Here is a 19201-nt window from a genome sequence, read left to right on the forward strand (position 1 = left end):
TTCCTTTATGAAGTACAGCCAGACCTTGCAGCTTTTTCTGCGTGAATCCTCGCCGTATCAAATACGGGAAGTGAGGTGTCCTCCTGCTTTATCATCAGACCGATTTCCGTACAGCCAAGAATCACGCTCTGTGCTCCCTGAGTTTCAAGCTGTCCGATAATCCGCAGATATTCTTTTTTTGAGTCCGGGGACACGATTCCCAGACACAGCTCTTCAAAAATCACCCGGTTGATGATTTCAATATCCTGTGGTTCTGGAATCAGGATTTCAATTCCGGCTTTCACAAGCTTTTCGATATAAAAGGTCTCTGTCAAGGTATACTTTGTTCCAAGAAGTGCCGCCTTTGTAATCCCGTGCTGCTTTAATTCCTGGGAAACAGCATCTGCGATATGAAGAATGGGGATGGCAATGTTTTCCTGAATCTGAGGTACCACCTTATGCATGGTATTGGTACAGATTACGATAAAATCCGCACCAGCAGCTTCTAAAGATCTGGCTGCATCAATCATCATGGTGGCACAGATATCCCATTCACCTTTTGACTGATGTTTTTCAATTTCATAGAAATCTACACTGTTTAAGAGAATCTTTCCAGAGTGCAGGCCTCCAAGCATTTCTTTCACTGTTGTATTGATGATCTGATAATATGTCATGGTGCTTTCCCAGCTCATTCCGCCGATTAATCCGATGGTCTTCAATGTCTTAGCCTCCGCTCTCAAGTTTTATGCTCCTATCCTATCACAAGTGAAATCGGTTTTCCACGTTTTTTATAATTCCTGCATTTACTTGATGGGAAAAATATAATAAAATGTATTAGAATTATGGAAACATGTTTTACTTTTGATAGTTACCTGAAAGACGAGGATCATTGAGTGAATAACAAATACCTGATATTAGCCGCCATGTACCGTTATGGAATTCTTCCTATGGAAGATAATCCATCGATGGATCAGATAAAAGATATATTGACTACGGTCAATCCACATACTGCATTTCCGTACAGCAAGCTCATTGTAAAGAAGGCCTTAAACGATAATTACGGAATTACAAAGCCCCAGGAAGTGGAACCTGTGCTGAAAGAGCTTCTTCATTACGCCGTAACAGACGGAATCATTTACAGCGCCCTTATTGAGATATACCTTCATGCTCCGGAACAGTTTGCCTCTATGTCCCGGGAAAAGGCAGCGGTCTATTTCTCCGCTGGTGAGAGGATAAAACGATACATAAAGCCCTTTGCCCCCGTGTGGGAGCAGTTTCATCTCATGGAACGTTTCAGTGATAGTAAGGAAAAGCTCCGTTCCTCTATCCTGGAGTTTTTCCGTCGGGAAAATGACGGGGAGCGTGAAAATCTATCCATGCTCTTTAAGAAAAATAAATGCTGGCTTTCCTTGACGGGAGGGCGTTCCATGGCTGGCTTTAACTTATCAAGAATCATTTCCATTGTCTCTGATGCGAGTATGATCGGTTTTCTGACAGAGAAGGAAACAGAAGCTTTGTTAAACCAATACGGGAAAGTGACCGAAGCTCTCTTTGGCAGCTGGCAGACTTATTTTTCCAGTGCCGTGTTTGGAAAACAGCTAATGTCAGCGGTCAGCGGCACCTTTATTCTGGATTCCTCAGGCTATGTGGAAAACTGTTATAAGCTGGCAGCCCACAAGGGGAAGCTTTTAGAAGTATCCGGGCTTTGGCCCGGGAGCGATATGACAGAGTTTTGCAGATGTATTTCCGAAGGGTATGGATTCGGGCTTCATGAATCAGAATCCCATACCGGAATATCGGAACCACGCTTTGCCTTTTCCCGGTCCAGGGTATTTCCCATTTTTCATAAATACGGAGTCGGTTATCTGCTTGACCAGGAAATTTGTGAGCCTTCCTATAGAGTACCTGTTTCTGATACGAACTCAGGGTGGTTCTCAGATATGGAGGCTCTGGTAAAGAAAAAGAAGTTTAAACACTGCCCGGATGAGATTCCTTTTATGGCTAATTCAAGGCTTCTGATGACTGACCGTTATATCCGTCTGCTGGAAAAAAAGCTGTTCGGTTCCAGACTTCATGTGATTCCCTGGAGCCAGAAGCTACATTTTTCCTATGAGTTTACAAAGCATGATTTGATCGCTTTTAAGGTAAATGATATGACTATGTTCCATCTGCCCCGGAATTATAAAAAGGCAGGAATCAGCAAAAAGGATGACGGGAAGCTTCATAAAGATAAAGTGATTTCCTACTATTTAGAGGATATTAAGAATGCTGTTCTGGCGTTTTCCGAGCTGAATCAGATTCTTGGAAAAAATCGTGTGCAGAAGGAGAGATAAGGGATGAACATAGGGGTAATCAGTGATATTCACAGCAATTATCATGGGTTAAAGGCCTGCGTGGACCATGCCATTCTTCAGGGAGCAGACCGGTTTCTATTCCTGGGGGATTACGTCAGTGACTGCGCCTATCCCCAAAAGACTATGAAGCTTCTATATGAGCTGAAGGACAGCTATGAATGCAGCTTTATAAAAGGAAACCGGGAAGAGTATATGTTAGATCACAGGGATTGTATAGGGGCTGGCTGGGTAATGCCATCGTCTGCCACAGGAAGCCTTTTATATACGTATGAGAACCTGACAAAACGTGATCTGGACTTTTTTCATAGCCTGAGCATATCCGGGCGCATGATCGTGAAAGGATATCCGGATGTGCTTTACTGCCATGGTTCCATGGAACACACCAAAGGAATTTTACGGCTGGGAACCAAGGAAACAGAAGCGGTATTAAAGGCCATGGATGCCGGTGTCCTCTTATGCGGTCACACCCACATACAGGGAACCCAGGAATATGAAGGGAAAAAGCTGATTAACGTCGGATCCGCAGGAGTGCCTTTCTATTACCAGGGAAATGCCCAGTATGGGATTCTCCACGGGGAGAGGGGGACCTGGCAGGAAGAGCTTCTTCAGATTGAATATGATAAGAATCAGGCGGCTTTTGAACTTCATGAAAGCGGTCTGTTTGAGAGCGCCAGCATATGGGCCAGAATCGTGGAAATCTGTTTGCTTACGGGAGTGGACCATTCGAAGGAATGCCTGGAACTTGCCCTTTTTAAATACAGGGAGAGAGAAGGCAAAAAGGAATGGACCACACTCCCGGAAGTCTACTGGCAGGAGGCTGCTGCGGAGCTTGGAATTTAAGCATATCATTCAATCAGAAAATATTCCCGTATATAAAAAGCCATTAACAATTCAAATTTAATCTTGGAGTCATTCAGCTCCGTATGCAACAATTCTTTTATCTTTTTCAGACGGTAAACAATGGTATTTCGATGGGCATGCATGCTGGAAGCAGTCTCCAGCAGATTGCAGTCCGAAAGAAGAAAGGTTCTTAAGGTATCCACATAGTCTGAATCATGTAAAGCATCAAACTCTTCCAAAACTCCCAGACTTTTCTGACTGATTCCCTTTAGCATTTCCGGGTCTGAGGAGGAAAAAAGAATCTGAAAAATCCCCAGCTCTTCAAAATATACAGAAGGAATACTCCAAAAGGAAGCCGCCGCCAGGGCAAACCTTGCCCGTTTATAGCAGAGTCCAAAGTCCATAAGGGATGAAAAAGAATTGCTGATTCCAAGGGTTATGCTGTCACAAAAAAGAAGAATATCAAGGAGCTCATTAAGGGGGATATTAGGCTGGGACATGAGCACTATCAGGATCTGAAGATGATCATGTTCAAATAAGTGGTATTTTAGTTGTTTGTGGTTTAAGGAAAAGGTGATTCTTGTTGTGGTCTGAAGGTTCGAGATGACAAAGATACGGTATTCAGCCTTCGTAGGAAAGCCGTGCTGATTTAAGGTGAGAAGTGTACTTTCATGAAGGGGAGACTGATAGATGGCTCCAAGAAAGGCGGCGTTGATAAGATCTGCATTTCTGGTGCTTAACAAAAGGGTTCGGCAATAATCCTGCATAATGTCCACCAGATGAATCTTCCAGGGCATGGTGATTAAGGGGAAGTCACTGTTTTTGCAAAACTCCTTAATTTCCTCTGTGATATCTCCTTCGTGGATATACTGCCCTACATTGATTAAGATTCCGCTGCAGCTTCTGGTAACAAGGGCGCAGATGAATTCAGAAAGCGTGATTCCGCTCTGCATAAAAAGCCCGGTGGTAATCACAAGCTCTCCCCCCTTTAAAAATGGCATGTTCTGAAAATCCTCAGCCAGATAGACCCAGGAGATTGAGTTGGTAAGTCCTGCTTCGCCGCTTAAAAGCTTTAAGCTGTATTTTTCCTTCGTGGTGTGGTAAAGATCCAAAACCTGAGTTCTCATGTAGGCGTCCTCCCTGATGATATGATGGTACAGTATATCATGCTTTGTACTTGGAGTACAACAATAACCGAAAAAATTGGAGGATACACCTATTGAAGCAGGAGAGTCCACAGCGTATAATATCAAAATAATACAGAACCTGAGGAAAGAGGTGTTCCATGTGAGGGAAACATTTGTTGTTACCATTACGAGACAATTTGGCAGCCTGGGAAGACCCATTGCACGGCTGGTCAGTGAGAAGCTGGGAATTGAATACTATGACAGGGACATTGTTGAAATGACTTCAAAGGATTTAAATCTTCCCGTTTCAGCTATCAGCGATGTTGAAGAAAGTGCAAAAACAGCATTCTTTAACATGAATTATCCACTGGGCATGGGAACCACAGCCATTCAGGATTCCGTTTTTTCCGCCCAGAGAAAGATTATCGTAGACTTAGCAGAGCGGGAATCCTGCATTATCGTAGGGAGATGTGCGGATCACATTTTAAGGGATCATAAAAATATCATCCATATTTTTATTTACGCTCCTTATGAAGCAAGGCTTTCCAACTGCATCGAGCGGCTGAATATGAAGCCGGATGAAGCAAAGAAGATGATCGCCTCCGTAGATAAGGCCAGAGAATCCTACCACAGGCATTACTGCGGATACTTAATGTCTGATAAGGACTATAAGAATGTAATGATTGATTCCAGCTTACTTGGAGTAGAAGGAACCTGTGATATCTTAACAGAGCTTATCCGCAAGAAATTTCCGAACCTTGTTTCTTAACAGGGCAGACAAGTAAATATCAGATACGTCCAGGGCAATGGAGCTTTTGAAAAAAAGACATTGCTCTTTTTTGTTAAAAAAACCAGGAGAGAGGAGGACTAAGGTCATGCTGCAAATAAAAAATTTATCAAAATGTTTCGAGGATCTGGAGGTTTTGCGGGATGTGAATATGACCGTCAGTAAGGGAGAGGTCGTTGTTATTATCGGTCCCTCCGGTTCTGGAAAAAGCACATTTTTACGGTGCATTAACCTGTTAGAAAAGCCTACCGGAGGAGAGATTTTGTATCTGGGAGACAACATAGTCCATTTAGGGAAGAAGGTAACGGATTACCGAAAGCAGGTGGGAATGGTATTTCAGAGGTTCCATCTCTTTCCCCTGATGAGCACACTTGAAAATGTAATGTATGCGCCCATGAAGCTTAATAAGCTGCCTCAAAAGGAAGCCAGGGAGGAGGCACTAAAGCTCCTTGAAAAAGTAGGGCTTTCCCACAAGGCGGATTCCTATCCCTCGTCCTTATCCGGAGGGCAGCAGCAAAGAGTCGCCATTGCAAGAGCCCTTGCCATGAAGCCGGAAATCCTTCTCTTTGATGAACCCACCTCCGCTCTTGATCCTGAGCTGGTAGGAGATGTTCTGGAGGTCATGAAGCAGCTGGCCGGAGAAGGAATGACTATGATCGTAGTGACCCATGAAATGGGGTTTGCCAAAGATGTGGCGGACCGGGTCATCTTTATGGACGGCGGCTACATCGTAGAAGAAGGACCGCCGGATGAAATATTTACCCAGCCGAAAAATGAAAGAACAAAGGCATTCTTATCCAGAGTGCTTTAGGGAGGTGACACCATGGAACTTAATTTCGCAAAAGCATTCGGAACCTTACTGCCCAGTCTTTTAGGAGGCGTGGGAATCGTCCTTTATATTACTCTGGCAGGCTTTTCCCTGGCCTTAATCGCAGCCTTACTCATAGCCATCGGAAGACTTTCAAAGCATAAGCTTCTTGGCCGGTCTCTTGGAATCATCATTGAACTGGTCCGGGGAACGCCTCTTCTGGTTCAGCTGTTTTATATCTATTATGTAGTCCCCACCCTGATTAACGGAGTGCTGCTGGCTTTTGGATATGAAGCCAATGTCCAGCTAAGGGCATCTACCTGCGGTATCATCGGTTTTGCAGTCAATTATGGCTGCTATATGTCAGAGGTCATACGGTCAGCCATACTGGCCATCGATCCCGGTCAGAGGGAAGCCGGCCTTGCCCTTGGCTTTAGCGAGAAGAAGGTGCTCTTTCATTTTATCATACCTCCGGCTTTGCGAAATTCCGTACCCGTTTTTGGAAATTATCTGGTCATGTTAATTAAAGACACATCCCTTCTTGCCATGATTTCGGTTCAGGAGCTTCTCCTTCGAACAAAAACCTTTGCCTCCCAGACGTTTCTTACGGTCGAGGCTTACACCATACTGGCATTGGTATATCTGATGTTAAGTCTTCCCCTTTCCCAGCTTGGCGGGATTTTGGAGAGAAGGCTGAAAAGGACCCCATAACAAGCATAATAAAGAAAGGAAACAGGAGTATGAAGAACAGAACAAGAAGAAATGGAATCCTATGGCTCATGGTATTTACGCTGACAGTGGTGTCACTTATGGGCTGTCAGGGAAAGAAAGCAGAAACAAAGACAGTAGCAGGAGAATCCGCCATGCTGACAAAAGCAAAGGAAAAGGGCTATCTCCTCATTGGCTCCTCCAACGACGCCCCATTTTCTTATACGGATGTGGAATCCGGTAAGTTAAAGGGACTTGATATTGAAATATTAAAGGAGATATGCAAGCGTTTGGGAATCGGCGATATCCAGATGAAGGTCACAGACTTTTCCAATTTATTGGTGGAGCTTAACAACAAGAACGTGGATATGGTTGCAGATGCCATGTATGTAAAAGATGAACGGCTTCAGATTGCTGCTTTTACGGATAAATGGTATCAGGAAGGCGAAGCAGTGGTAATCCCGGAAAGCTCCTTCATAAAGACCAAGGAAGATTTAAAGGATAAAAAAGTAGGAGCCCAGCCAGGAACCACCTTTTATGAGACCGCGCAAAAATGGCTGGATGAAGGAAAAATCGGCGGACTGGAAGCGTATGACAATCAGGCGACCTTAATGACTGCTGTCAATACCGGGAAAGTGGATGCTGTAGTCACCGATGGAATCGTTGCAGGCTATACCCTTTCTTCTGACAGCTCCTTAAAGCTTAAGCTTCTTTCCCCATATGAGGCAGAGGCAAGCGGTCAAATCGGTGCTGCGGTGCGCTTTGAAGACAAAGAATTTCTGGCAGAAATAAACAAGGCGCTGAATGATATGAAGGCAGATGGAACGCTGTTAAAGATATTAAAGGATTACGGTCTGACAGAGGATTACCTTGTAGGTGTAGAAGAAGGAAAGACAACAAATGTAAAATAGCAGTATGCAGACCCGCTTTTAACAAGCGCTGGCAAGCCTGCTGTTCGAGAGGAAAGAGGATTTTACATGGAATTTCAGTATTATTTACCGGTCAACCTGGTGTTTGGGCGGGGGAAGGCAGATGTCATAGGAGAAAGAGCAGCCGCTCTTGGGACCCGGGCACTAATTGTTACCGGCGGAAGCAGCACCAGAAAATCAGGACTCTTAGACAGAGCCATAAAGCAGCTAGAAAATCATGGAGTTTCCTATGTATTGTTTGACAAAGCAGAACCAAATCCCCTGACGACCACCGTATGGAAAGGGGCCGAAACTGCTCGAAGGGAAGGGTGCGACTTCATCCTTTCAATAGGAGGCGGAAGCAGCCTGGATACGGGAAAGGGGATTGCCTTTCTGGCAGTAAATGAAGGGGATATCAGCGATTATATTTATGGAAAGAAGAAAAGCGATAAGGCCCTTCCTGTTCTGGCAGTACCAACCACCTGCGGAACAGGAAGCGAGGGAAATGGCTTTGCGGTAATGACCAATCCAGACACCCTGGATAAGAAATCCCTGCGGTGCAGCGCCATCGTTCCGGCTTGTTCCATTGTGGACCCTCAGCTCATGATGACAATGCCAGGAAACATACTTGCTTCCGTTGGCTTTGATGCCCTTTGTCACAACATAGATGCTTACTTATCTGCCACATCTCAGCCCCTTACGGAGCTTATGGCCTTAGAAGGAGTAAGACTTGCAGCAGAAAGCCTTGTGAGCCTTTATGAGGGTTCAAAAGATTTAAACCATTGGGATCAGCTCTCTCTTGCCAGCACTCTTGGCGGTATGGTAATCAATACCGCTGGGGTCACGGCTCTTCATGGAATGGAGCACCCGGTCAGCGGTTTAAAGGACGCCGTTCACGGAAGAGGACTTGCGGCACTGGCACCTTATGTGTTTGAAGCATCCATAAAGGGGGCACCCCATAAGTTTTCTGCTCTTTCCAGGCTTCTTGGGGGAAAGGGAGAATGGGATTTTACAGACCAGATCCGAAGCCTTATCACTCGTTTGGGCCTTACGGAAGGTCTTAAGGATATGGGAGTAGAAGAAAGTGATTTAAATTGGCTGACAGAGAACTGCTTTAAGGTTTCTGCCCCCAGCATGGCAAACCATCCGGTGGTATTTACCCCGGAAGAAGTTAAGGAAATCTATAGAAAATCACTGTAAGACGTTGTGAAAACGCAGCGCAGAATGGGAGGATATTATGTTAAAGGATTCGCTGCCGGAAATAAAGACACCTTTGCCGGGACCAAAGGCTGATGCTATCTTAAAAAGAAGAATGGAAGCAGTACCCAATGCCATAAAGTCGGTTTATCCCTGTGTCATCAAACGGGGAGAAGGAGCTATGCTTGAGGATGTAGACGGAAACCGTTTCCTTGACTGGGTGGGAGGCGTTGGGGTATTGAACATCGGATACAGCCGCCCGGAGCTCATAGAAGCAGTCAAAGAGCAGTCAGAGCAGTATTTCCATGCCATGATGAATATCGTGACTCATGAGGGATACATAAGCCTGGTAGAAAAAATGAATGAAATTGTTCCCTTAAAGGCAGAAACGAAAAAGACCATGTTTGCCAATTCGGGAGCTGAGGCCATAGAAAATGCGGTAAAGATAGCAAGATCCTATTCCGGCAGACCCAATATTATTGTCTTTTCCGGTGCCTTTCATGGAAGAACTCTTCTTGCAGCCTCTATGACGGCAAAGAAGTCTTATGCCGCCGGGATCGGACCATTTCCTGACGGCATTTACCGGGCAGAATTTCCTTATCTCTACCGTGGGCCTAAAGGATATGGGGAAGAAATGGCAATTGAGTATTACGTGGAACGGCTTCATAAGGTCTTTGAGGAGGCATCACCGGCGGAATACGTGGCAGCAATTGTAGTGGAGCCAGTCCAGGGAGAGGGCGGTTTTATTCCGGCTCCTTTGGAATGGGTGAAGGCGCTTAGAAAAATCTGTGACGAGTATGGAATCTTACTCATTGCCGATGAGGTGCAGACCGGCTTTGCAAGGTCCGGCAGGCTCTTTGTATCCCATTACTGGAAAGAAGCAGGCTGCCCGCCGGATATCCTGGTTTCTGCAAAGTCCATAGCCGGAGGTCTTCCCTTAAGCGCAGTCACAGCAGCCAAAGAGGTTTTTGACGGGGTAAGAGGCGGTGTCATCGGAGGAACCTTCGGGGGAAATGCCCTAGCCTGTGCTTCCGCCCTTAAGACCATTGAAATCATAGAAAAAGAAGACTTATGCACCAGAGCTCTTAAGATTGCTGAAAAATGCCGGAAGGAATTTGAAAGCTGGAAGAAGGAATTTGAGGAAGTGGGAGATGTGAGAGGGATTGGATGCATGATGGGAATCGAATTTGTGAAAGACAAAGAGAGCAAGATTCCAAACGGAACGCTGGTATCCGCCATCGTAGCCCACTGCGTGCAGAAAGGCCTGATCGTAGAGAGTGCTGGCTCCGGGTCCAATGTGATACGGTTCTTATGTCCTCTTGTGGTCACAGACGAGCAGCTTGACAGCGGGCTTTCCATATTAAAATCCGCAATAGAAGCGTGCCGATAATCGATCATACGCAGAATGAATCATGCTAATATCAATCATACAAAAAATGGGCTGTCGCAAAATGAGTCAGTGATAGCAAATTTGTATAAAATAATTCTATTAACAGTACAAAAATGCGCCTTGAAACAGCTTTTAAAGCTTAGTCAAGACGCATTTTTTGTGCTATCGTTTTCAGTATGTCTATTTTGCCATAGACGCTCCATTTTGTTTACCCATCACACATCCGGGGTATCATACTCCTGTGGTTCCTCTTCCAGGGAAAAGAGCAGTTTTTTAAGCAGCTGGTTAAAAAGAGCAGTTTCTTCTCCCGATAAATCTTTTAAGATAGAATCTTCGGTTTCCGTATGGGTAACAATAGCCTGGCTGATGAGATCCAGGCCTTTTTTCGTCAGCTCCACGCAGATGGCTCTCCGGTCAGTGTCGTCATGAGTCCGTGAAACAAGCCCCTTTTTTTCCAGAGTATCGATCCGGTTCGTCATGGCACCAGAGGTGATCATAAGGGACTGGTAAAGCTCCGTTGGTTTTAGGCGGTAACCATTACCACCAGTACCGGAACGCCGAAGGGTAGCAAGCACATCGAATTCTCCGCTGTTAAGGTTGTACGTTGAAAAATTCTTTCCTAACCTCTTTTCTATATGTTTTGCGACTCGGTTCAGCCGTCCCAAAACAGCCATGGATTCTGTAGCTAGCTCCGGCAGCTCCTGGTTCCATTGTTCCATAAAAGTATCCACTTTATCTTTTTTCATAGAACCAGTGTAACATCAGTAAATTAAAAAAACAAGAAAAACATTAAGGTTAACTATCTTAATGTTAAGATACTTGACAAGAAAAGAAGACAGGCATATAATTCAGTTATCTTAACATTAAAATACTTTTGATTAAGATACAATACACCCTAAGAAAAACAAATAGAAAGGACAACGGTATGAAAGATTTTAAAGATACTCTCTTAACCATGCTTACTCCCATACTGTGGGGGTCTACCTATATGATCACAGCCGTATGGATTCCCATAGACAGACCCATCTTTGTTGCTTTAATGAGGGGACTGCCCATCGGACTTATACTTTTATTGTGTTACCGCACCTTCCCAAAGGGAATCTGGCTGTTTCGTTCCATTTTACTTGGAAGCTTAAATATTGGTATTTTTTTCCTGCTTTTATTTATAGCAGCTTACCGCCTTCCCGGTGGAATTGCCTCCATTATCGGCAGCGTGCAGCCCGTTTTTATTATTCTTCTAAGCTGGCTCATTTTAAAGGAAAAGCCAACCACCAAATCCTATCTTGCCATAGGAATGATCATGGTGGGGGTGTTCCTGTTATTCTTTAAGCAGCAGGCAGCCATTGATCCTATTGGTGTCCTGGCCGCATTGACAGGTTCAGCTCTCATGTCCCTTGGTGTTGTACTTACCAAGCACTGGGGAAAGCCGGAAGGCGTAAGCCAGATGGCCTTTACCTCCTGGCAGTTATTTTTCGGAAGCCTGATTCTCATCCCAGCCTTTTTGTTATTCGAAGGCCCGGTTCCGCCACTGTCTGGCGCAAATATTCTGGGAATCGCCTTTATCGCCATATTCAACACGGGACTTGCTTATTTCCTCTGGTTTCGGGGAATTGAGAAAATCGGTCCGGCGAAAGCTTCTTTTTTAAATCCCTTAAATCCTTTGACTGCCTTTTTCCTGGGGTATCTCATGCTGGGACAGACCATTAATTTCCTTCAAGTACTTGGAGTAATTATCATCATTTCCAGTGTCTTTGTATCTCAAAGCAAGGGCAAGGTAAAAAGATCAGCTGCCGCAGGAAGTGGGCAGCCACAAAACAGCTTTCAATAGACAAAAGAAAAAAGTGGTACCTTTCCTCACGCGTAAACGCCAGAGGATGGGTATCACTTTTTTATCGTTAGAATTATGCCGTTTGCTGACCGTCAGAATCAGCGTCTGCGAACTGGCTGTTATATAGCTTTTCATAAAAGCCTTGTTTTTTAAGAAGCTCTTCATGGGTTCCCTGCTCAATGATGGTGCCGTGGTCCATGACCAGAATCAGGTCTGCATCCCGAATGGTAGACAGCTTATGGGCGATGATAAAGCTGGTGCGCCCCTTCATTAAGTTGTTCATGGCCTTTTGAATCTCGGCCTCTGTTCTGGTATCTACACTGGAGGTGGCTTCATCAAGAATTAATATAGCTGGGTCAGCCAGGATCGCTCTGGCTATGGTCAACAGCTGCTTCTGTCCCTGTGATACATTGGAGCCGTCTTCCGTTAACAGCGTCTGGTAGCCCTCCGGCAGAGTGCGGATAAAATGATCTGCCCTGGCGGATTTAGCCGCCCCTATGATTGCTTCATCCGGGGCTTCAAAATTGCTGTACGCGATGTTATCCCGAATGGAGCCGCCAAAGAGCCAGGTATCCTGAAGAACCATGCCGAACTTGCTTCGAAGCTCTGCTCTTGACATGGATTTAATATCCACCCCGTCGATCTTAATGGCACCGCCCTGAATCTCATAGAACCGCATAAGAAGGTTTACCAGTGTTGTCTTTCCCGCACCGGTTGGCCCCACGATGGCAATTCGGTCACCAGTCTTTACATCAATGTTAATGTCCTTCATTAAAATGTGGTCATCAGAGTATCCAAAGCGGACATGCTCAAAGCTTACATCTCCCTTTGTTTCAGGAAGTACCTCTGTAGAGCTGTGATCCGGAACCTCATCAAGCTCATCCATGATTTCAAAGTATCGGATGGAAGCCGCAAATGCGGACTGCATGGAGCTGATGATCTGGGAAAGCTCAATGACCGGCTCAGAGGCTTTATCTGAATACTGAATGAATGCCTGAACGATACCAATGGTCATTCTGCCCTGAATAATGGCAATTACACTTAAAACCGCAACAATGGTATAACCGAAGTTATTAATGAGCCTCACGCAGGGAGCAACGATGAACTGGGCGATCTGAGAGGAACTGCTGTGTTTATAAAGCTCCTGATTGATTTCCCTGAATTTCTTTAAAGAAGCATCTTCCTGGTTAAATGCCTTGATGACCAGCTGTCCTGTAAAGGTTTCTTCCACCGCTGCATTTAACTCACCCATGGAGGTCTGATACTTTAAGAAGTATCTTCTGGACTTACTGGCAATGCAGATGGTCAGGACCGTAGCAGTACCAATGGTAAGAAATGCGACCACAGATAAGGCTGGGCTGATGACAAGCATCATGATAACGGCTCCGATGATGGATATGATACAGCCAATCAAACGGTTGAAGCCTTCTCTTAAGGCATCCGCTACCTTTTCCACGTCATTGGTGGCCCGGCTTAAGATATCTCCACGCTCGGTCGCATCATAAAAACGCAGAGGCAGGCGGTTTAACTTATCCATTAAGGCGCCTCTCATATTAAGAGTTACTGTTTCCGTCACAGCAGCCATCATGTAATTCGCCAGGTAGTTGGTGATAAAGCTTAAAACATAAAGCGTGAGGAGAATGGCAAAAATATTCCCCATGGTATTCCAGTTCACCTGGAATTTAGTACCGTTAGCCAAGGAGGACTTAATCCCCTCGGCAAGCTGATCCAGTGCCTTTCCTAAAAAGATAGGAGAAGCGATGAAAAGAGCGGCGCTTAATATGGAAGAAGTGATGACAGCCGCCATCTTAAGCTCCAGGCCCTTAAAATAAGTAATAAGTCTTAAAACCGTTCCTTTTTTCCGATTATTCATGATTGTGGTCCTCCTTTCTTTTTAATTCTTTTTCACTTAACTGGGTCGCTGCAATCTGCTGATAGACTTTACAGCTTTCCATAAGCTCCTCATGACGCCCCACGCCCACTAACTTACCGTCGTCCAGTACAAGAATCTGGTCCGCATCCATAATGGTACTGATTCTCTGGGCCACGATGATCAGGGAAGATTCCTTTATCTGAGACTTTAAGGCCTTTCTTAACATGGAATCCGTTTTAAAATCCAGGGCAGAGAAGCTGTCATCAAAGACATAGACCTCTGGTTTCTTTACAAGGGCTCTGGCAATGGCGACTCGCTGCTTCTGTCCGCCAGAAAGGTTGGAGCCAGCCTGAGCCACATAGGACTCATACCCATCCTCCAATCCTTCAATAAAGTCATGTGCCTGAGCCACCTTTGCAGAGGCAATGATTTCCTCCATCGTTGCATCTTCTTTTCCAAACCGGATATTGCTTTCAATGGTTCCCCGGAAAAGGAATGCCTTCTGAGGAATAAAACCGATCCTTTCCCTTAATGCTTTCTGTGGATATTTCCTGATATCAATACCATTTAAGAGAATTTCCCCTTCCTGAAACTGATAAAAGTAAGGAATGAGGTTTGCAATGGTGGATTTTCCTGAGCCGGTTCCGCCGATGATGGCAGTGGTCTGTCCTGGCTTTGAAGTAAAGGAAATATGGCTTAAGACAGGTTCCTCTGCATTTGCATACATAAAGGAAACATTTTTAAATTCCAGAGTACCTCTTAGCTCACTTTGTGGCAGGGCATCGGTATCATCATTGATTTCAGGGGTCAGGTTTAATATCTCATTGATTCGGCCTATGCTGCTTAAGGCACGGGGGATTTCCATAAATCCCATAACAGCCATAACACAGCAAAAGAGAATGATAGTCAGGTATTCAATGAGGGCAAAAATGCTTCCGATTTCCATGGAGCCGTTGGTAACCTGAATTCCACCGAACCAGATGACAGAAGCTACGCTTAAATCAAGAATCAGAAACAGAAATGGAAGGAGAATCGCAAAGACTCTTCCCGTCTTAATGGCAACATCACGGTAATCATCGCAGGCCTCTACAAACCGGTTCCTTTCAAACGCCTCCCGGTTAAAAGCACGGATAACCCGGACTCCGGTAATTCCTTCCCGAAGCACATAAGTGAGCCGGTCCATCTTTCTTTGGATCATTTGGAACAATGGAATTGCCTTTTTTCCAATTAAGTAAGCCATAATTCCGAAAAATACGATCACTGCAATAAAGAAGCAGGCCATCTGCACATTAGTTCTAAATGCCAGGGTAAGGCCTACAATCGTCATAATCGGTGCAGGCAAAAGGATTCTTAAGAACATCATGCCAGACCTTTGAATGATATTGATATCATTGGTACAGCGTGTAATCATGGATGCAGTTCCAACGGTTTTAAAATCAGTAAGGGAATAAGTCTGCGCTTTGGTAAACACAGCTTCCCTTAAATCCCTGGCAACGCCAGCCGATGCCTTTGATGCCAGGATCGCAGAGACAATGGAGCTGAGCCCACCCAGGACGGCAACCGTAAGCATTAGCCCACAGGTCTGGTAGATATAGGTCATATCCTGATTGGCGACCCCCACGTTAATTAACCTGGCTGTCAGGGTCGGAATGAACATGGCAGTAAAGTTATTAAAAAATAAAAATATAATGGCACCTGCCAGAAGCCTTTTGTGGGGCTTTATGTAAGGCAGTAAATCTCTCATTTTAGTCCTCCTGTATCATGTCTTAGTTTAGAAACAATTTCTTGACGGATGTTAGCAACTATGTCATTATAAAGTATAGGGTAACCCTAAAGTCAAGATTTTTCAACCAACTGTAAAAATCAAGAAATGGGACAAATAGAAAGCAGGAAAGGGAAGCAGATGTCAGGAAATAACAAGCAGTATATGACGACCAAAGAATTCGCCCACCTTTGCGGAGTGAGCAAACATACCTTATTTCATTATGATGAAGTGGGAATCTTAAAGCCGGAGATGGTTAAGGAAAACGGCTACCGCTATTATTCCATAAAACAATTTTTCACTTATGATATCATTCATATTTTAAAGCAGGCTGGCTCCTCCCTGGAAGAAATTAAGGATTACATGAATAATTATAACCCAGATATGTTTCTTTCTATCCTAAGGCAGAAAGAAAAACAGCTGGAGGAAGAGATTAAAAAGATGAATCTCATGAGAAATAAAATTCTTGCCACCATAGATACCACGGAAGAGGCGCTTCGCTCGGTCTATGGAGAGCCTTTTTTAGAGGAGTGCAAGGAAGAGTATTATATTGTTGTTAACTTAACGAAAGATATGTCAGCGAAAGAAGAACTGGAAAAGCTGAGAGATCATTTTCAGTATTGCGAAGAAATCAATGGAGAAACCGAGCTGCTTCTGGGAGTGATCATGAAAAAGGAGAACATTCTCGCTGGGGAATATATGAAGGTCTCCTGCTACAGCAGCAAGATTAAATCTTACCTTGACAGTGAACGTGTCCATGTAAAAAAGGCCGGTCTATATGCCGTAGTGATTCATAAGGGGGCATATACAGATACAAAAAAGTCTTATGAGAAACTGAAATCGTTTATAAAAAAGAACCATCTTGACATCAGTGGTGATACGTATGAGGACGATATGCTCAGTCATCTGGCGGGTATGAATGATGACGAATACGTAATAAAGATACAGATTCCGGTAATTCCCAGATAAGGCCATTGTGTAATGCCACAATGTGCGGTAAAATTTAATCAGGATAATGGAAGAACAGGAGGAGTTTGCTTTGAAGAAGAAAGGTTTTTCCGTCAGGAGACCAGGCATCATAGGAGAGGAAGCCTTCCGTAAGTATGCAGTCCTGATTCCTTTAATCGAGGTTTCAGGAATTCCTCATTTACTATTTGAAAAAAGATCAGGAAAGCTAAAGCACCAGCCAGGAGAAATCTGTTTTCCAGGAGGAAAGCTGGAACCGGGAGAATCCTTAAAGGCGTGTGCCGTCAGAGAGACCATGGAAGAGCTTCTTGTGCAAAGGAAACAGATTAAAGTATTGGGGCCTGGGGATATCTATCTGTCTCCCTTTAATCTGATGATCCAGCCCTTTATCGGCACCATAAAGGATTATAAGGATACCTTTAGTACGGATGAGGTGCAGGCTGTCATTAAAGTGCCTCTTGACTTTTTTCGGTCCAATGCGCCAAAGACCTACACCAGCCAGCTGATACAGGAGCCTCCAAAGGATTTTCCGTACGAATGGATTCCAGGCGGCATGGAATACCCCTGGGTCAAGGGAAATCATTCCATATCATTTTATCAGTATGAGGATACCACCATATGGGGAATGACAGCCCAGATGGCTACCTCCGCAGTTAGGCTCATGGAAAAATACCACATAATATAGATAAAGTATTTTAGACGAAAGATTAGATGGGAGAGGGTATATGAAATTTAACATCATTGGTTCCGGAGGCTGCGTAAGTATACCAAGGCCCTTATGCAAATGCCGGGTCTGCAGAGAGGCCAGAGTAAAAGGAGTGCCCTATGCAAGATGCGGCTGCAGCCTCTATGCAGAGGACATTCATGTTCTGGTAGATACCCCGGAGGATATCGTCCAGGCGTTGAACCGTGGGAATGTGGAGTCCATAGACTATATTCTATATAGCCACATCGACCCGGATCATACCATGGGAATGCGGATCATTGAACAGCTTCGCCTTGACTGGCTGGCTGCCTCAATGGGGGAAAGCTGCGAAAACCCCATTGTGGTAGGGGCTCTGCCTAAGGTACTTAAAGATTTAGATAATCAGAGAACTGCATATGGTTCCATGCTTTCCTATTATAAGTCCTTAAATCTCATAACCGAACAGCCGCTTCATGAACTTAATATAAACGGTATTCATGTAGATTTAGTACCAGTGGATGAAAGGGGCGATGTAACTGTTTTTGTATTTACAGAAGGGGAGAAAAAGTTAATCTATGCCCCCTGTGATGTAAAGCCGTTTCCAGAGTCTGAGAGCTTTTATGAGGCGGATTGCCTTATAATTGGAAACACCATAATAGGGGACGTGTTAAAGGACGGCTTTGTCCTGGAGGAGAGTAACAGCCTTCGAACGGAGCTCTTTGTTATGGAGGAGATTATAGCCATTCAGGAAAAATATAAGATCAAACGGGTCATCATCACTCATTTGGAAGAAGACTGGGGCAAAAGCTACGACGATTATAAGTGCCTGGAGAAAAAATATGAGAACATAGAATTTGCTTATGACGGCATGAAGATTGAAATCTAGAATGAGAAGGAGTAAGGAATATGAAACACTTAATCGATAAACTGTATGAGACACACAACCTTTCCAAGGAAGAGTTTGTTTATTTGCTGGAGAATTTCGACCAGGAGACAAGCGATTACCTGTTTTCCCTTGCAAGAACCTACAGCCAGAAATATTTTGACAAGGAAGTTTATATTCGTGGACTGATTGAATTCACCAATTACTGTAAAAATGACTGCTTTTACTGCGGAATCCGGAGAGGAAACAGCAATGCAGACCGTTACCGCTTAAGTAAGGAAGAGATTCTTTCCTGCTGTCAGACAGGACATGAGTTAGGCTTTCGTACCTTTGTGCTACAGGGAGGAGAGGACCCCTATTACACCGATGAGATTATGGTAGATATTATAAAATCCATCCGGGAAGGTTACCCGGACTGTGCCATTACCCTTTCCATCGGAGAAAAAACCTATGACCAGTACTTAAAGTATCATGAAGCCGGGGCTGACCGCTACCTTCTCCGCCATGAGACGGCTGACGAAGAGCATTATAAAAAGCTACATCCAGAGTCCCTTTCTCTGGAAAACAGAAAGGAATGCCTACGGAACTTAAAACGAATTGGATATCAGGTAGGAACCGGTTTTATGGTAGGATCTCCCTACCAGACTACAGAATGTCTGGCAAAGGATCTTGCCTTTATCAAAGAGTTATCCCCTCAGATGGTAGGAATCGGTCCGTTTATCCCCCATAAAGATACACAGTTTGGGAATTTTCCGGCGGGAAGCGTGGATCTGACCTTGTTTCTCATCGGAATCTTAAGGCTTATGCTTCCAAACGCCTTACTTCCGTCCACCACGGCTCTTGGGACACTTGATAAAAAAGGAAGAGAAAAAGGCATATTATCCGGTTCTAACGTGCTGATGCCTAATCTTTCTCCCATTGGGGTCCGGAAAAAATACGACCTCTACGACAATAAGATCTGTACCGGAGAAGAGGCCGCAGAATGCAACATGTGCCTGAGAAACCGTGTCTCCTCCATTGGATATGAAGTCGTGGAAAAAAGAGGAGATTTTGTAGAAGATACGATCGGTTAATTATTTAACAATACTTACAAACTTTTTTGCCAT

Annotated in this window: 18 protein-coding genes; 13 read left to right on the forward strand and 5 right to left on the reverse strand. The window is 44.5% G+C overall.

Annotation, left to right across the window (positions count from 1 at the left end; genetic code table 11):
• Nucleotides 1-5 precede the first annotated feature (5 nt).
• Nucleotides 6-698: an aspartate/glutamate racemase family protein gene (locus tag OW255_RS02585; protein WP_268115539.1), complete on the reverse strand. Its 693-nt coding sequence runs from the start codon at nucleotides 696-698 to the stop codon at nucleotides 6-8.
• Nucleotides 699-872: 174 nt separating this feature from the next.
• Between OW255_RS02585 and OW255_RS02590 the strand changes: the two genes are divergently transcribed.
• Entirely contained in the window at nucleotides 873-2312 is a 1440-nt protein-coding gene (locus OW255_RS02590; RefSeq protein WP_268115540.1) for a DUF1266 domain-containing protein, read from the forward strand.
• A 3-nt stretch (nucleotides 2313-2315) separates the two neighbouring features.
• Entirely contained in the window at nucleotides 2316-3173 is an 858-nt protein-coding gene (locus tag OW255_RS02595; RefSeq protein ID WP_268115541.1) for a metallophosphoesterase family protein, read from the forward strand.
• Nucleotides 3174-3178: 5 nt separating this feature from the next.
• On the opposite strand, the gene OW255_RS02600 is transcribed toward OW255_RS02595, so the two are convergent.
• Complete coding sequence (locus tag OW255_RS02600; RefSeq protein ID WP_268115542.1) at nucleotides 3179-4300, reverse strand: PucR family transcriptional regulator; 1122 nt, start codon at nucleotides 4298-4300, stop codon at nucleotides 3179-3181.
• Nucleotides 4301-4460: 160 nt separating this feature from the next.
• Between OW255_RS02600 and OW255_RS02605 the strand changes: the two genes are divergently transcribed.
• The 6 genes from OW255_RS02605 (at nucleotide 4461) to OW255_RS02630 (ending at nucleotide 10098) form a co-directional block, all read left to right on the forward strand.
• Nucleotides 4461-5069 carry a cytidylate kinase-like family protein gene (locus OW255_RS02605; protein ID WP_024837459.1) on the forward strand — a complete coding sequence of 203 codons (609 nt, stop codon included), beginning with the start codon at nucleotides 4461-4463 and terminating at the stop codon, nucleotides 5067-5069.
• A gap of 106 nt (nucleotides 5070-5175) precedes the next feature.
• Nucleotides 5176-5898 carry an amino acid ABC transporter ATP-binding protein gene (locus OW255_RS02610; RefSeq protein ID WP_268115543.1) on the forward strand — a complete coding sequence of 241 codons (723 nt, stop codon included), beginning with the start codon at nucleotides 5176-5178 and terminating at the stop codon, nucleotides 5896-5898.
• A gap of 12 nt (nucleotides 5899-5910) precedes the next feature.
• Nucleotides 5911-6606 (forward strand): amino acid ABC transporter permease, encoded by a 696-nt coding sequence (locus tag OW255_RS02615; RefSeq protein ID WP_268115544.1) that lies wholly within the window; start codon nucleotides 5911-5913, stop codon nucleotides 6604-6606.
• Nucleotides 6607-6635: 29 nt separating this feature from the next.
• Nucleotides 6636-7514 (forward strand): substrate-binding periplasmic protein, encoded by an 879-nt coding sequence (locus OW255_RS02620; protein ID WP_268115545.1) that lies wholly within the window; start codon nucleotides 6636-6638, stop codon nucleotides 7512-7514.
• Between the two features lie 66 nt (nucleotides 7515-7580).
• Nucleotides 7581-8711: an iron-containing alcohol dehydrogenase gene (locus OW255_RS02625; protein WP_268115546.1), complete on the forward strand. Its 1131-nt coding sequence runs from the start codon at nucleotides 7581-7583 to the stop codon at nucleotides 8709-8711.
• Between the two features lie 37 nt (nucleotides 8712-8748).
• Nucleotides 8749-10098, forward strand: a complete 1350-nt coding sequence (locus tag OW255_RS02630; protein WP_268115547.1) for an aspartate aminotransferase family protein — start codon at nucleotides 8749-8751, stop codon at nucleotides 10096-10098.
• Between the two features lie 215 nt (nucleotides 10099-10313).
• Here the strand turns inward: OW255_RS02630 and OW255_RS02635 are convergent, their stop codons facing one another.
• Nucleotides 10314-10817: a MarR family winged helix-turn-helix transcriptional regulator gene (locus OW255_RS02635; protein ID WP_268115548.1), complete on the reverse strand. Its 504-nt coding sequence runs from the start codon at nucleotides 10815-10817 to the stop codon at nucleotides 10314-10316.
• Between the two features lie 206 nt (nucleotides 10818-11023).
• Here OW255_RS02635 and OW255_RS02640 point away from each other — a divergent pair, with 206 nt between their 5' ends.
• On the forward strand, nucleotides 11024-11926 hold the full coding sequence (locus tag OW255_RS02640; protein WP_024837452.1) for an EamA family transporter: 903 nt from the start codon (nucleotides 11024-11026) through the stop codon (nucleotides 11924-11926).
• Between the two features lie 73 nt (nucleotides 11927-11999).
• On the opposite strand, the gene OW255_RS02645 is transcribed toward OW255_RS02640, so the two are convergent.
• A complete protein-coding gene (locus OW255_RS02645; RefSeq protein ID WP_268115549.1) occupies nucleotides 12000-13799 on the reverse strand; it encodes an ABC transporter ATP-binding protein in 1800 nt (599 codons plus the stop codon).
• Nucleotides 13792-15543, reverse strand: coding sequence for an ABC transporter ATP-binding protein (locus OW255_RS02650; RefSeq protein WP_268115550.1), 1752 nt, complete (start codon nucleotides 15541-15543; stop codon nucleotides 13792-13794). The genes OW255_RS02645 and OW255_RS02650 overlap by 8 nt, the downstream gene beginning before the upstream one ends.
• 159 nt (nucleotides 15544-15702) lie before the next feature.
• Between OW255_RS02650 and OW255_RS02655 the strand changes: the two genes are divergently transcribed.
• The 4 genes from OW255_RS02655 (at nucleotide 15703) to hydE (ending at nucleotide 19168) form a co-directional block, all read left to right on the forward strand.
• Complete coding sequence (locus tag OW255_RS02655; RefSeq protein ID WP_024837449.1) at nucleotides 15703-16530, forward strand: MerR family transcriptional regulator; 828 nt, start codon at nucleotides 15703-15705, stop codon at nucleotides 16528-16530.
• A gap of 70 nt (nucleotides 16531-16600) precedes the next feature.
• On the forward strand, nucleotides 16601-17212 hold the full coding sequence (locus OW255_RS02660) for an NUDIX hydrolase (protein ID WP_268115551.1): 612 nt from the start codon (nucleotides 16601-16603) through the stop codon (nucleotides 17210-17212).
• A 40-nt stretch (nucleotides 17213-17252) separates the two neighbouring features.
• Nucleotides 17253-18098, forward strand: a complete 846-nt coding sequence (locus tag OW255_RS02665) for an MBL fold metallo-hydrolase (RefSeq protein ID WP_268115552.1) — start codon at nucleotides 17253-17255, stop codon at nucleotides 18096-18098.
• Nucleotides 18099-18118: 20 nt separating this feature from the next.
• Nucleotides 18119-19168, forward strand: a complete 1050-nt coding sequence (gene hydE, locus OW255_RS02670) for a [FeFe] hydrogenase H-cluster radical SAM maturase HydE (protein WP_268115553.1) — start codon at nucleotides 18119-18121, stop codon at nucleotides 19166-19168.
• Nucleotides 19169-19201 lie beyond the last annotated feature (33 nt).

The sequence above is a fragment of the Lacrimispora xylanolytica genome (assembly GCF_026723765.1).
Lineage (GTDB): Bacteria > Bacillota > Clostridia > Lachnospirales > Lachnospiraceae > Lacrimispora > Lacrimispora xylanolytica.